The sequence below is a fragment of the Caballeronia sp. LZ043 genome, assembly GCF_031451075.1.
Lineage (GTDB): Bacteria > Pseudomonadota > Gammaproteobacteria > Burkholderiales > Burkholderiaceae > Caballeronia.
The window spans coordinates 636472-649301 of record NZ_JARUXT010000001.1; the positions used below are offsets into that span (position 1 = coordinate 636472).

The following is a 12830-nucleotide window of genomic DNA, read 5'->3' on the forward strand; positions in this document are numbered from 1 at the left end:
GGCGACCACAAGCGCGATGTTGAAGGTCAAGGGTCTGCAGGTGAATTACGGCGGCATCCAGGCGGTGAAGGGTGTCGATCTCGAAGTGGGGCAGGGCGAACTGGTTACGCTGATCGGCGCGAACGGCGCGGGCAAGACCACGACGATGAAGGCCATCACGGGTCTCAAGCCTTACTCGGGCGGCGATATCGAGTACATGGGCCAGTCGATCAAGGGCGTGCCGACGCACGAGCTGCTGAAGCGCGGTCTCGCGATGGTGCCGGAAGGCCGCGGCATCTTTGCGCGCATGTCGATTCTCGAGAACATGCAGATGGGCGCCTATCTGCGTAACGATACGGACGCCATCCAGAAGGACACCGAGCGCATGTTCGGCTTCTTCCCGCGGCTGAAGGAACGTGCGTCGCAGTATGCGGGCACGCTCTCGGGCGGCGAACAGCAGATGCTGGCGATGGCCCGCGCGCTGCTCTCGCGTCCGAAGCTGCTGCTGCTGGACGAGCCGTCGATGGGTCTGTCGCCGATCATGGTCGAGAAGATCTTCGAAGTGGTGCGGGAGATCTCGAAGGAAGGCCTGACGGTGCTGCTGGTGGAGCAGAACGCGCGTCTGGCGTTGCAGGCGGCGAACCGCGGCTACGTGATGGATTCGGGTACGGTGACGATGACCGGCGACGCGAAGACCATGCTCGACGATCCGAAGGTGCGCGCCGCGTATCTGGGCGAGTGACGCTTCGTTGCTGAAGAAGAGAAGCCGGCTCTTGTAGTTCAGAGCCGGCTTTTTTCATAACCGCTTGCCCAAGCTCACGACTTCATCCATCCGGTACCCGAGCTTTTCATAGAAGCCGCGCAGGTCGGTCTTGAAGGCCATGATCTGCAGGTTCACCTTCGGACAGCCGAGCGCGCCCAGCGTGTGCTCCACATGCTGCATCAGCGCGCGGCCGAAGCCGCGTCCCTGATGCGCGGGCGCGACCGCCAGCGAATACACCCAGCCGCGATGCCCGTCGTAGCCGCACATGACCGTGCCGATCACCACATCGTCCAGCGTGCCGACGAAGAACAGTTCCGGCTGCGTCTTCAGCTTGTTGTCGATGGAGAGCGCGGGACTGCGCTGCGGGCGCGAGGCGTCCGCGTACTCCGGAAATACCTCGCGCCACAGGGCGATCACGGTCTCGCGATCGCCTGCATCGAACGTGCGGATGATCACAGCGAATCGAGCACCGAGCGCAGCATCGTCATCATCTGGTCAATCTCGTCCTTCGTGACGTTGAGCGCGGGCATGAAGCGCAGCAGATTCGGACGCGCTGCGTTCAGCAGCAGGCCGTCGGGCTGCATCAGGCGCGCCTTGTCGACGATCTGCGGACCCTTGTCGCTGTCGAGCAGCAACGCGCGCAGCAGGCCTTCGCCGCGCTCGCCCTTGAAGCCGCGCTCATCTGACAGCTTCAGCAGTTCCTGCTTCAGGTACTCGCCCTTTTCGCGCACGCCTTCCAGGAAGCCCGGCGCGACGAGTTGCGAGATCACCGAATGGCCGACCGCCGACATCAGCGGATTGCCGTTGTAGGTGCCGCCCTGGTCGCCCGGTTCGAAGCACGCGACGTCGGCCTTCGAGAGCAGCGCTGCGAGCGGCACGCCGCCGCCGATGCCCTTGCCGAGCGTCATGATGTCCGGCTCGATGTTCGACAGTTCGTAGGCGAACAGCGTGCCCGCACGGCCGCAGCCGCTCTGCACTTCATCGACGATCAGCAGCAGGTTGTGCTGCTTCGTCAGCGCGCGCAGCTGCTGCATGAATTCGCGCGTGGCCGGGATCACGCCGCCTTCGCCCTGAATGGGCTCGAGCATCACGGCGACGGTCTTCTCGTTGATGAGCTTCTCGACCGACGCGATGTCGTTCAAATCGGCCTTCGGAAAGCCCGGCACTTGCGGCGCATAGATGGTGTCCCAGCCGGGCTTGCCGCTGGCGGACATGGTGGCGAGCGTGCGGCCGTGGAAGCTGTGATCGAAGGTGATGATCTCGTACGCGCCGTTCTTGAACTTCCTGCCCCACTTGCGCGCGAGCTTGATCGCGCCTTCGTTGGCTTCGGCGCCGCTGTTGGCGAAGAACACCTTGTCGAAGCAGCTGTGCTGGGTGAGCAGGCCCGCGAGCTGGGCCATCGGACCGTTGTAGAAGGCCGGCGACGGATTGATCAGCGTGCGCGCCTGTTTCTCCAGCGCCTCGATCATGCCTTCGTTGCAGTGGCCGAGCGAGTTGACGGCCCAGCCCTGGATGAAGTCGAGATAGCGCTTGCCCGTGTTGTCGTAGAGCCAGGACCCTTTGCCGTGCGTGAACACGATCTCGGGACGGTTCGTGATGTACATCAGCGAATCAACGGGGTACTCATTGAAATTCATGACAGCGGGCTCCACGAAGGCGGGTGCGAGACGAAGAAAAACCGAAAGAAAAGACGGCGCGAAAAAAACAAAAGCCACGGAATTCCGTGGCTTCATTTCGTACGCTTCGAGCAAACCAGACCGAGAGCGCAGATGATTGACGAGCCAGCGGCATCCCTAGGGGAGCGGCGAGCGGCGACGTCGAAGTGCGTTCAGGATTCTGATCATTCGCGAAGGATACGTTATGACGTTCCCGCCTGTAAACCGTGCACGCGGATTTTTTGTCCGCGTGCCGGCGATGCCGCAAGTCAGACGGGATGAGCGAGATCCGCTGCGCTGGTGAACGAGTCCGCGTAGAACTCGTCTTCCGGCAGGCGATGATGCAGCGTGAAATCGCGCTGCGCCGACTCCACCATCACGGGCGCGCCGCACGCGTAGACCTGATAGCCGCTCAAGTCTGGCAGATCCTCGATGACAGCGCGATGAACGAAGCCCGTGCGGCCGTTCCAGTTGTCGCCCGGATCGGGTTCGGAGAGCACCGGGACGAACTTGAAGTTCGGGATCTCGCGCGCCCATTGTTCGGCGAGCGTCATCATGTACAGGTCGCGGGCGCGGCGGCCGCCCCAGTAGAGCGTCATCGGACGGTTCAGGTTCTTGAACGCCGCGTGCTCGATGATCGCCTTGATCGGCGCGAAGCCCGTGCCCGATGCCAGCAGCACGATGGGCTTGTCCGATTCGTCACGCAGGAAGAAGGTGCCGAGCGGGCCTTCGAAACGCAGGATGTCGCGCTCTTTCATTGCACCGAAGACGTGGTCCGTGAAGGTGCCGCCGGGCATGTGGCGGATGTGCAGTTCGAGCGGACCTTCGTGATGCGGCGGGCTCGCCATCGAATAGCTGCGGCGCTTGCCGTCCTTCAGGATGAACTCGATGTATTGCCCCGCGAGATACTGCAGCCGTTCGTTGGCGGGCAACTGCAGTTTCAGTTCGATGACGTCGTCGGCCTTCCGTTCGAGCGCGTTCACGCGGCAGGGCAGCTTCTTCACCTGCACGTCGCCGACGCCCGCCACCTCGCGCACGTCGATCTCGAGGTCCGTTTGCGCCGTCGCGCAGCAGAACAGGGCCATGCCGCGGGTTTTTTCATCGTTCGACAACGCCGACGACGAATGCGGCGCCTGTTCGACTTCGCCGCTCACGACCGCGCCCTTGCACGAACCGCACGCACCGTTCTTGCAGCCGTACGGCAGGCCGATGCCCTGGCGCAGCGCGGCCGTCAGGACCGGTTCGTCGGGTTCTACTTGAAACTGCCGGCCGCTTTGCCGGAGCGTTACGTTGAAAGCCATAGATCGATTTCTGCGAGGGGTGAATTGTCTCGTGTGTCCTTGCCGCGCCGCACGCGTGTGGCAGGCGGCGGATAGAATGCCCGGATGATTGCTACTCGAACTCTGCGCCGTGCGCGTGTGCTGATTGTCGGCTGCGGCGATGTCGGCATGCGCACGCTGCCGCTCTTTCACGCGCAGGCCGCGGCGCCGCGCATTCTCGCGCTGACGCATCATCCCGAGCGCGCCGGCGAACTGCGCGCGGCCGGCGCGATGCCGCTGGTCGGCGACCTCGACCGGCGCCGCAGCCTCGGGCGGCTCGCGGGGCTTGCGCGCCGTGTGGTGCATCTGGCGCCGCCGCCGCGCGACGGCGCAACGGACCGCCGCACCCGTGCGCTGATCGCCGCCTTGCGCGCGCCGCGCCGTTCGGTGGCGCGCGGCGGGGATGGACGCTGGCTGCATGCGGATCGCGCAGGAAAAACCTCGTTCATTGTACCCGAGGGTCTGCGCGCGGCCATGATCCGCAAGGCGCGCCGCGCTGCGCGGCTGCGCTTCGTGTATGCCAGCACGACGGGCGTCTACGGCGATTGCGGCGGCGCGCAGATCGATGAAACCTGGCCTGCGCGACCCGCCAACGAACGCGCGCGGCGACGCGTTTCGGCGGAGCGGCAGTTGCGCGCGGCGGGTGTGCAAAGCGGCTGGCGGGTGTCGATCGTGCGCATTCCCGGCATCTACGCCGCCGATCGCCTGCCGCTTGCGCGCATCGAACGGCGCATGCCCGCGCTGATCGAGCAGGACGATGTCTTCACGAATCACATCCATGCCGACGATCTCGCCGCCATCCTCGTGCGTGCTCTGGCGCGCGGCTGGGCGCAACGGGTGTTCAATGCGTCGGACGACACGGATCTGCGGATGGCGGATTATTTCGACCGCGTCGCCGATGCCCACGGCCTGCCACGCGTGCCGCGCATCTCGCGGCAGGAAGCGGAGACGCAACTGGAACCCGTCACACTGTCGTTCATGCGCGAATCACGGCGGCTCGGCAATGCGCGGCTGAAGCGCGAACTGGGCATCGCGCTGCGGCATCCGACCGTCGACGATTTCCTGCGCGCCGAGGCCCGGCGCTAGCGCGTCGCTGGAGTCAGATCAGCGCGGGAAGCGCTTCAAGCAGGACAAAGCACATCAGCGCGCCGATCAGCGCGCCGATCAGATTCGGGGAGTATCGGTGCCGCACGTGCATGACGGCAGCCAATGCCCCGATGAGGACAGCGCCCAGCGCGACGAACGCGATCAGCGCAACAGTCATGTGGGAGACCATGATGCCCTCCTGCTTTTTTGATAGTCATTATTGGTATCCGTAAGACCAGTATAAGAGGGTCGATCGCGGAAGGCATGCTGCGCTGCAGCGCCGGCCTTTCTGTGCTTACACCGATTTGCATGCGCAATGCGTGCGGATAAACGCGGTGACGTCGGCGAGCACCGGCGAATCCGTCTGGCGCGCGGGCGCAAGGGCGTCGATGATCTGCCCGTGGCCATATCCCGCATAGGTTTTCAGCTCGACGGGCACGTCGTGGGTGCGCAATGCGTCGGTGAAACGCAGGCTGTTGGACGGCTCGACCACCGTGTCGGCGGTGCCGGTGGCGAGGAGCATCGGGGGTTCGTTGCCGGAAACGAAGTCGATCGGCAGCGCCTGCGCGCGCAATGCCGCCGGGAAGATGTCCGCCATGTGCGGCTCGCGCGGCGGAATGGCCGAGTACGGCCCGGCCAGCCCGATCATGCCGCTCAGCGAAGCCTTCGAGAGTCCCTGCGCCGCGAGATAGCGCGGATCGGTGGCGATCAGTGCGGCGATGTGCGCGCCCGCCGAGTGCCCCATGACGAAGATGCGCCGCGGGTCGCCGCCGTATTCGCCGGCGTGATCGCGGGCCCAGCGGACGGCGCTGGCGGCGTCATCGACGAAGCCGGGGAAGATGGTCTCCGGATACACGCGATAGTCGGGCGCGATGGCGACGATTCCCTGCATCGCCAGGGTTTCGCCGATACCGCGTGCATCGGCGCGCTGGCCCGCCTGCCAGCTTCCGCCGTAGAAATACACCACGACGGGACGGCCGGCGCCGCTGCGGAGGTCCGGCGCGTAGACATCGAGGCGCTGGCGCGGCGCCGCGCCATAGGCGAGCCCGTCAGCGCGCTCGTCTTCCTGCGCGTCGGCTGCGGACGCGCCGCTGCCGAGGCCGGCCGCGAGCACGGCGAGCGAGAGCGACATGAACCGCCGTCTGGCCAGAATGGGCATGGTGTGTCCTCGCGATTCGATTGCCGGGAGAATCAGAGCGAACCACGGCAGCACGTAACAGACGAGGAGCGGCTGACCGTGAATTCAGGACGTCTTCAGCGGGTCGCCGCGCAGGGCGGCCAGGTCGGCGTCTTCAAGCCAGCGCCAGGCGCCTTCCGCGAGTGTCGACGGCAAAGCATAACCGCCCACCCTTTCGCGGTGCAGTTTCTCGACCCGGTTGCCCGCGGCCGCCACCATGCGCTTCACCTGGTGATACTTGCCTTCGAGCACGGTGAGTTCCAGCAGCCGCTCGTCGCGCCGGACGGCTGCCAGCGCCGGGCTCGGCCGGGTCTCGCCGTGCAGCAGCACACCTTCGCGCAGTTTCGTGAGCTGCAGGTCGTCGAGCGGATAACGCAGCGTCGCCAGGTAGACCTTTGGCACCTTGCGTTTCGGCGACGTGAACGCATGCACGAACGGGCCGTCATCGGAGAGCAGCAGCAGGCCGGTCGTGTCCTGATCCAGCCGGCCGACCGCCTGCACGCCGCGTTCGGCGAACTGCGCCGGCAGCAGGTGGAAGATGCTCAGATGATGTTGCGGATCGCGCGAGCATTCGTAGCCCGCGGGCTTGTTGAGCGCGATATAGGCTTTCTCGCGATAGATCCAGCGCTCTGCATCGACTTCGAATGCGAGCCCGGGTGTGGCGGGGAGTTCGTCGCGCGGATCGTCGCGCACCACGCCGCCGATGCGCACGCGGCCTTCGGCCACGATGCCGCGGCACTGGCGGCGCGACCCGAAGCCTTGGGAAAAGAGGAGGGTTTCGAGGTCCATCGGATGAGCTGAGTTGAAGCGCGCATTCTAGCAAGGCGCGCTTTCGTTCAGTCCGGGTGGGGCGCGGGACGGAAAGCGCCGTCCCCCGGCGGGACGGCGCAAGGGCAGTTACTGGACGACGCCGTTGCCATCATAAAGCGTGGCCGTCTGCGTGCCGTTGTTGGCGACCCAGACGAAGCCGTTCGGATTGAACGCGACGCCCCAGCTGTTTTTCAGATTCGGATCGGCGTGCGGCGCGGCGATGGCGCCGTCTGACACGACGATCGACGCCTTGAAGCGAGTGGGTGCCGGCATGTTGTCGTCGGACCCGCCGCACGAGACTAGGGCCGTCAGCATGACGAGCCCCGTCGCGCACACGGCGATACGACTCCGCAATCCGTTCAGCATGATGGTGACTCCTCGGCATGACGCCGTCAGTGGTTTCGTCACCTTCAAACGGATGAGCGCGAAGCGCTATTCCGGCGTTGTGGTTCGCAATCGGCGCGTCGTCCGAACTGCGCGGCGCGGATCAGTGAGCGTCGCCGCGTCCTTTCGATACCGTCGGCACGCCCCAGCCGAACAGCGTCAGATGCGTGTCGGTGGCGATCGGCGCGGCGGCGCGGTGGGCGCCGACGCTCCAGCGGCCGTCGAAGGTCATGGCGGGAACGACCGGCTTCGGGATGCCGCTGGCCTGCTGGAAGTACTCCGTATTGCTCTCGTTCTGCACCGCGAGCGCGCGCCGCAGACTGGCCTGCGCCTGCCCGTTGCGCGGATCGAGCGACACGGCGCGGCGCGCGTTGCGCAGCGCGCACGACGGTTCCTTGTTGGCAGCGCAGGTGCGCGCGGTCGCGATGGCGCTGTCGCGTGCGCGTTCCTGACGCGACAGGTCGGCCGAGAGTTGCTGGATCTCGGGACTGCGCGGCTGGTTCGCGTCGAGGGTGCGCAGATGCTTGCGCGCTGAGGCGAGATCGCGGCTGGCGAGCGCTTGCTGCGCCGCGATGATATTGCGCGCGATGGACGGCGATGGAGCCGACGCGACGGGCTTCGCGGGTTGCGCGGGCGGGGTCTGGGCGGCGATCGAGGGCGCTTTGGGTGGAGTGGCTTCGGGTTGGATCGGGCCGGCGGGGCGGGCGGTGAGGGTGGCGGTGTTCGGCGCTTTCGCCGCGTTCACGATGGGCGCCGGCTTTGGCGCTGCCGTGGCTGCGGTCGTGGTCGTGGTCGTCGCGGGCGTGACCGGACCGCTTGCCGAAGTGTTTGCGCCGGGCAGCGGGGTTAAGGCCGCGACTTCCCGAGGCGCTGGGCGCGCGGTGTTGGTCGTGTCGGACGATGGGTTTGTTGCTGCAATTGCGGGCGCGACCGGCGTTGACAGCGGCTTCGCGGCGGCAACTTGTTGAGGCGACGGACGCGCGGCACTGGTTGTGCCGGGAGTGCACGGCGCACTTGCCGACGCGTTCGCGCCGGGCACCGACTTCGCTGCTGCAACCTGTTGAGTCGACGGACGCGCCGCGCTCGTTGCGCCGGCCGACGGCTTTGTCACAGGCTCGCCTGCTGACGTCGTGGTCGATGCGATGACAGCCCCGACCGGCGCACTTGCCGCAGCGGTCGCGCCGACCGGCGGCTTCACGGCCGCAACTTCCCGGAGCGAAGAACCGGCTGCGCTTGCCATAACTGACGACGCGCCGCCTGCAGTCAGCGCCGCCGGCGCGCTTGCGGCCGTCGCTGCAACGGCTACCTCGCTGCGCGCCATCGCCGACGGCACCGAGTTGCGCGCCACGGCCGTCGGTGCGGATGCGGCCTGTCCCGGAGTCTTTCCAGCCTGTGCGAGCGCCTGCGTCGTGTCCGATTTTCGCGTAGCCGGCGGGCGGCTCGCTGTCGCCTGAGCCGCGGAGGCCGCCGGCACAGACGCCGGCGTCGAATCGGATCGGGAGCGGGACAGCGAAGCTTGCCGGGCGTCGCCAGCCCGGTCCGTTACCGGATTGCCGGAGTGAATCGTTCCTGCGGCGCTGAGCGTCGGGCGGGCTTGCGCCGGATCGGCGTCATCGTCCGAATGGACATACCAATATCCTCCGGCCGCCAGTCCGGCCACGACGCCGCCGACCAGCACCGCCGTGCTCGTCCGCGCGGGCTTGCGAGCCGAGGTGCGCGGCTCGTCGCCCGGCTCGGCGACGCTCGGATAGGACGTCACCATCTTGCGGCGCACGGCGCGCTTGAGCCAGTGCGTGTCGCGCAGGTCGACGATATCGAGCTGTCCGGGCGAGTCCGCGGGCTCGTCCGTGGCGGCGGCCGGCGCGGTTTCGGCGGCGGAAGTGAAGATCGCTCCCTGGCGATCGGCGCCGCACTGCGGGCACATGTCCTCGTCGGCACGCGAGAGGGTGTTGCAGCGAAGGCAGATGACGGAGTCGAGCGACAGCGAGTATTCGGTTCGATTCATGCCGCACCCCTGTTCGAATGTGGGTTCGATGCGTCGCGCGAGCGAGCCACGACATCGGCGGGTCCTGAGCAACCCGAATTTCGGGTGCCGCGCGGGCGGGCATCCTCGACATGCCCCGCGCGCGAAGGCTTCCTGACGCCTGGTGAAGGCCGCTCGAAAGCTCATTGTTTCGATCGCTGCAATGACCGTCTACGCGATTGCGCACATTTGTATGGCGATGGACCTAGGGGAAACACGCAAGACAGGAGTCGTGCCGAACCGATTGGCCATCTGGACGACTGTCGGAACCATGGGCGACGCATGACACTTCCTCATCGGACATGACGGGGTAATGAAGATGAGCACGGACGGTTTGAACATGGCAGCGCGACCGCTGCTCGTTGGCTTGCCCTTCTTCATGGGCGCGATCGAATACCTGCTGCGGTTGGCCCTGAAGCAGCCTGGCCAGAATGACTTCTTTCCCATCTCGCGGGTGGCTTCGGGCGTCAGTCCGAACGTCGGATTGACAAGCCTGAGCGGGATGCCTGGTCCGGATTCCGGACGAACGTCAGACGCACTCGTCAGGCGCGCCATCGTTGTCGCCAATCTGGGAGTTTTCGCGTCTCTGTTTGACGTACTGCTGTGGAGATACTTGCTCGTGGCCTCGTTTAGTCAGGAGGTCGGAGAAATCCTGCTCGTGCGGCCTTGGCGGAAATCTACGGCCTACTACGTACTGTCATTCGCCTTGAGCGAATTCAAAGCAAGGAACACAACATGTTGAACATCGCGCTGGGCTTCTTCCGGGAATATGCGCGAGTCATCTTTGGCTGCGCCTTCATGCAGTTCTGCGTGCCGGGACGGGTGGACTGGCTTTCTCGCATCGTGTTTCCGGACGAGCCCAACGCCGCGGCGAAGGGCAAGCCAGCGAGGGGTGTCATTGCGTCCTCGATGACGTCTTCGCGAGGCGCTGCACCGGGTGAAGGGGCGCTCGAACGCTGATGCGTGGTCATCGAGACGGAGTCGTCTGCCGTAGCGGGCTCGGTCTGCTGTCTCGAAATGGTCTTGAACCCGAGGCCTCAATGCAAAAAGCCGCTCCCAAGAGGAGCGGCTTTTTGCAGGATTCGTGGTGCCCAGGGCCGGAATCGAACCGGCACGCCTTGCGGCGGGGGATTTTGAGTCCCCTGCGTCTACCAATTTCACCACCTGGGCTTGCGTCGGACTTCGTCAGCCTTGAACGCCTCACGGAACTTCAACGCGAACGCAGGCCAATCGAGTCGGCGATTATGACCGAAAACACCGTCGCGGGCAAGCAGGATCGGCGCTGCCGTGCGCCGTCCCTGCTGAATCGATCACTGCGCCAGATAAACAAACGCGCCGTTCCTGATGACGCCCATGACACTCGCACGCTGATCCAGTCCCACATGATCCGTCGCGCTCGTGTTCACGACGCCATTCGGCACCACCAGTTCATGCGCGTGCTCGAGTTCCGAGCGCAGCGCCACGCGGAATTCCTTCGTGCCCGGCTTGCCGGCCTTCAACGCCCGCGCTACGGCGTCCTGCAGGCGCGGATACACTCCCGCCGCGTCGCCCGCGAACTGTGTCACCGAACCCTTGCCGTACTTCTCCTCATAGGCAGTGACGAAAGCCAGCGCCGCCTTCTTCGACGGATGATCCGCCGGCAGCGTCCGCGCGACGACCACCGGCTGCGTCGGGAACAGCGTGCCCTCCACGTCCTTGCCGCCGAGCTTGATGAACTCCGGCGTTGCGATGCCATGGGTCTGGTAGATCGCGCCCTTGTAGCCGCGTTCGACCAGCGTGCGCTGCGGCAGCACGGTCGGCGTGCCGGCGCCGGCGATCAGCACCGCATCCGGCTTCGCGGACATCAGCTTGAGGATTTGCCCGGTGACACTGGCGTCCGTGCGGTTGAAGCGCTCGCTCGCCACAATCCTGATATGTCGCAGCTCGGCGAACTTGGTGAATTCGCTGAGCCAGCTGTCGCCATAACTGTCCGCGAAACCAATGAAGCCCACCGTCTTCACCCCGTGGTTCGCCATGTAGCGGGTCATGACGTCGGCCATCGCGCGATCGGTCTGGGCCATCTTGAACGCCCAGACCTTCTTGCCTTCCTGCGGCTCCACGACCGACGCCGAGCCGATCAGCGTGATCATCGGCGTTTCATACTCCGCGACCGGGTCGAGCGCCGCGAGCGCCGCCGGCGTGATGTTCGGCCCGACGATCACATCGACCTTGTCTTCGGTGATCAGCTTGCGGATGTTGCGCACGGCCGCGCCCGGGTCCGAGCCGTCGTCGAGAATGATGTATTCCGCGTTCTGCCCGGCGATGGTCTTCGGCCACATCAGCATCGCGTTCTTGCTCGTGATGCCGATCGCGGCGGCGGGGCCGGTGCTCGACAGGTCGATACCCACTTTCAATTGCGCATGCGCGGCGGCGGCAACGGCCGAAACGGCGGCGCCCGCAATCAGCCGGCGCATGAACTTCGACAACGTCATTGGAAGGTCTCCAGGGAAGTGGCAATGATTTTTGTCGGCGGCAGGCGGCCGCCGCTTTATACAGCGTTCGTCACAGTTCGTAGCTTTCGTGATCGCCAGAGAGCGCCTGCTCGATCAGCTTGCGGTTGAGCGACGGCGACAGCAGTTCCACCAGCGTGTACACATAGCTGCGCAGATACGCGCCCTGCTTGAGCGCGAGCCGCGTGACGTTGGTGCCGAACAGATGACCGACCGGCATCGCGCGCAGATGCCGGTCACGCTCCGGATTGAACGCGATGTCCGCCATGATGCCCACGCCCAGTCCCAGTTCGACATAGGTCTTGATGACATCGGCGTCGATGGCTTCGAGCACGATGTCGGGCGTGAGGCCGCGCAGCTGGAACGCCTGATTGATCTTGGTGCGCCCGGCGAAGGACGCTTCGTAGGTGATGATCGGATATTGCGCGAGATCGTCGAGCGAGAGGAGCTTGCGCTCCAGCAGCGGATGATCCGGCTGCATGACGGCGAGATGCTGCCACTGGAAGCAGGGCAGCGACACGAGTTCCTTGTAGCTCGCGATCGCCTCGGTGGCGATGGCGATGTCCGCCTGATCGCGAATCACCATTTCGGCGACTTGGGTCGGGCTGCCTTGCAGAATCGAAAGGTGGACTTTCGGAAAACGCTTCTTGAACTCGGCGATGGCAGCGGGAAGTGAATAGCGCGCCTGCGTGTGGGTCGCGGCGATCACCAGGTTGCCCTGATCCTGCGCCGCGTAATCCTTACCGACGCGCTTCAGGCTCTCCACTTCCTGCAGGATACGTTCGACCGACGCCAGGATGATCCGCCCGGGCTCGGTCAGCGACCGGACGCGCTTCCCGTGGCGCGTGAAGATCTCCACGCCAAGCTCGTCTTCCAGCTCGATGATCGCCTTGGAGACGCCGGGCTGTGACGTATACAGCGCCTTTGCGGCTTCCGTGAGGTTGAAGTTCTGCCGGACGGCCTCGCGCACGAAGCGGAACTGATGCAGATTCATTTATAACCCAGCCGCATATCAAAGTAATTTTTCAGTCGTTTGCAATATATAGCAGGTTCTTTACTATCAGTCCAATTTTTCCAATATCCATATCTGTTTTCGTCATTTGCAAATGAGTGAACCGTCTGAACGACGGCCGCGACAGGAACTC

The 12830-nt window shown here is 65.1% G+C and carries 13 protein-coding genes, 1 tRNA gene and 1 pseudogene; 4 read left to right on the forward strand and 11 right to left on the reverse strand.

Translation table 11 applies throughout. The features are described from left to right. Window positions 1–16: 16 nt before the first annotated feature. A complete protein-coding gene (locus QCE64_RS02880; protein WP_404984706.1) occupies window positions 17–721 on the forward strand; it encodes an ABC transporter ATP-binding protein in 705 nt (234 codons plus the stop codon). Between the two features lie 54 nt (window positions 722–775). On the opposite strand, the gene QCE64_RS02885 is transcribed toward QCE64_RS02880, so the two are convergent. The 3 genes from QCE64_RS02885 to QCE64_RS02895 form a co-directional block, all read right to left on the reverse strand. Continuing rightward, on the reverse strand, window positions 776–1198 hold the full coding sequence (locus QCE64_RS02885; protein ID WP_309914221.1) for a GNAT family acetyltransferase: 423 nt from the start codon (window positions 1196–1198) through the stop codon (window positions 776–778). Next, the gene (locus tag QCE64_RS02890) at window positions 1195–2379 is read right to left on the reverse strand and encodes an acetylornithine transaminase (protein WP_310002604.1); all 1185 of its coding nucleotides are present in this window, start codon (window positions 2377–2379) and stop codon (window positions 1195–1197) included. Before QCE64_RS02890 ends, QCE64_RS02885 begins: the two co-directional genes overlap by 4 nt. A gap of 287 nt (window positions 2380–2666) precedes the next feature. Next, window positions 2667–3698 carry a CDP-6-deoxy-delta-3,4-glucoseen reductase gene (locus QCE64_RS02895; protein ID WP_309914227.1) on the reverse strand — a complete coding sequence of 344 codons (1032 nt, stop codon included), beginning with the start codon at window positions 3696–3698 and terminating at the stop codon, window positions 2667–2669. A gap of 84 nt (window positions 3699–3782) precedes the next feature. On the opposite strand from QCE64_RS02895, the gene QCE64_RS02900 reads away from it, so the two are divergent. Continuing rightward, window positions 3783–4802 carry an NAD-dependent epimerase/dehydratase family protein gene (locus QCE64_RS02900; RefSeq protein WP_310002605.1) on the forward strand — a complete coding sequence of 340 codons (1020 nt, stop codon included), beginning with the start codon at window positions 3783–3785 and terminating at the stop codon, window positions 4800–4802. A 13-nt stretch (window positions 4803–4815) separates the two neighbouring features. Here QCE64_RS02900 and QCE64_RS02905 read toward each other — a convergent pair whose 3' ends face one another. The 5 genes and pseudogenes from QCE64_RS02905 to QCE64_RS02925 all read right to left on the reverse strand — a co-directional run bounded on the left by QCE64_RS02905 (window position 4816) and on the right by QCE64_RS02925 (window position 9178). Beyond that, window positions 4816–4992: a hypothetical protein gene (locus QCE64_RS02905; protein ID WP_310002606.1), complete on the reverse strand. Its 177-nt coding sequence runs from the start codon at window positions 4990–4992 to the stop codon at window positions 4816–4818. A 105-nt stretch (window positions 4993–5097) separates the two neighbouring features. After that, the gene (locus QCE64_RS02910; protein ID WP_310002607.1) at window positions 5098–5961 is read right to left on the reverse strand and encodes an alpha/beta hydrolase; all 864 of its coding nucleotides are present in this window, start codon (window positions 5959–5961) and stop codon (window positions 5098–5100) included. Between the two features lie 84 nt (window positions 5962–6045). Beyond that, complete coding sequence (locus QCE64_RS02915; RefSeq protein WP_309929363.1) at window positions 6046–6768, reverse strand: 16S rRNA pseudouridine(516) synthase; 723 nt, start codon at window positions 6766–6768, stop codon at window positions 6046–6048. Window positions 6769–6879: 111 nt separating this feature from the next. Beyond that, a pseudogene (locus QCE64_RS02920) lies at window positions 6880–7155 on the reverse strand (TIGR03118 family protein); the annotation flags it as partial. 121 nt (window positions 7156–7276) lie between these two features. Beyond that, the gene (locus QCE64_RS02925) at window positions 7277–9178 is read right to left on the reverse strand and encodes a hypothetical protein (protein ID WP_310002608.1); all 1902 of its coding nucleotides are present in this window, start codon (window positions 9176–9178) and stop codon (window positions 7277–7279) included. 331 nt (window positions 9179–9509) lie between these two features. Here QCE64_RS02925 and QCE64_RS02930 point away from each other — a divergent pair, with 331 nt between their 5' ends. Together QCE64_RS02930 and QCE64_RS02935 are read left to right on the forward strand one after the other, a co-directional pair. Continuing rightward, window positions 9510–9938, forward strand: coding sequence for a hypothetical protein (locus QCE64_RS02930; RefSeq protein WP_310002610.1), 429 nt, complete (start codon window positions 9510–9512; stop codon window positions 9936–9938). Continuing rightward, a complete protein-coding gene (locus QCE64_RS02935) occupies window positions 9932–10156 on the forward strand; it encodes a hypothetical protein (RefSeq protein ID WP_310002611.1) in 225 nt (74 codons plus the stop codon). Before QCE64_RS02930 ends, QCE64_RS02935 begins: the two co-directional genes overlap by 7 nt. Before the next feature lie 125 nt (window positions 10157–10281). Here the strand turns inward: QCE64_RS02935 and QCE64_RS02940 are convergent. The 3 genes from QCE64_RS02940 to QCE64_RS02950 form a co-directional block, all read right to left on the reverse strand. Next, window positions 10282–10366: transfer RNA gene (locus QCE64_RS02940), tRNA-Leu, on the reverse strand. A gap of 140 nt (window positions 10367–10506) precedes the next feature. Then, window positions 10507–11667, reverse strand: a complete 1161-nt coding sequence (locus tag QCE64_RS02945; RefSeq protein ID WP_309929372.1) for an ABC transporter substrate-binding protein — start codon at window positions 11665–11667, stop codon at window positions 10507–10509. Window positions 11668–11737: 70 nt separating this feature from the next. Then, complete coding sequence (locus QCE64_RS02950; protein ID WP_309807489.1) at window positions 11738–12679, reverse strand: CysB family HTH-type transcriptional regulator; 942 nt, start codon at window positions 12677–12679, stop codon at window positions 11738–11740. Window positions 12680–12830: the final 151 nt, after the last annotated feature.

Excerpts from the sequence above, each read along its gene's own strand:
- QCE64_RS02945 (WP_309929372.1), bottom strand. The coding sequence starts at position 11,667 with ATGACGTTGTCGAAGTTCATGCGCCGGCTGATTGCGGGCGCCGCCGTT.
- QCE64_RS02915 (WP_309929363.1), bottom strand. The coding sequence starts at position 6,768 with ATGGACCTCGAAACCCTCCTCTTTTCCCAAGGCTTCGGGTCGCGCCGC.
- QCE64_RS02930 (WP_310002610.1), top strand. The coding sequence starts at position 9,510 with ATGAAGATGAGCACGGACGGTTTGAACATGGCAGCGCGACCGCTGCTC.
- QCE64_RS02935 (WP_310002611.1), top strand. The coding sequence starts at position 9,932 with ATGTTGAACATCGCGCTGGGCTTCTTCCGGGAATATGCGCGAGTCATC.
- QCE64_RS02900 (WP_310002605.1), top strand. The coding sequence starts at position 3,783 with ATGATTGCTACTCGAACTCTGCGCCGTGCGCGTGTGCTGATTGTCGGC.
- QCE64_RS02895 (WP_309914227.1), bottom strand. The coding sequence starts at position 3,698 with ATGGCTTTCAACGTAACGCTCCGGCAAAGCGGCCGGCAGTTTCAAGTA.
- QCE64_RS02925 (WP_310002608.1), bottom strand. The coding sequence starts at position 9,178 with ATGAATCGAACCGAATACTCGCTGTCGCTCGACTCCGTCATCTGCCTT.
- QCE64_RS02890 (WP_310002604.1), bottom strand. The coding sequence starts at position 2,379 with ATGAATTTCAATGAGTACCCCGTTGATTCGCTGATGTACATCACGAAC.
- QCE64_RS02905 (WP_310002606.1), bottom strand. The coding sequence starts at position 4,992 with ATGGTCTCCCACATGACTGTTGCGCTGATCGCGTTCGTCGCGCTGGGC.
- QCE64_RS02950 (WP_309807489.1), bottom strand. The coding sequence starts at position 12,679 with ATGAATCTGCATCAGTTCCGCTTCGTGCGCGAGGCCGTCCGGCAGAAC.
- QCE64_RS02910 (WP_310002607.1), bottom strand. The coding sequence starts at position 5,961 with ATGCCCATTCTGGCCAGACGGCGGTTCATGTCGCTCTCGCTCGCCGTG.
- QCE64_RS02880 (WP_404984706.1), top strand. The coding sequence starts at position 17 with ATGTTGAAGGTCAAGGGTCTGCAGGTGAATTACGGCGGCATCCAGGCG.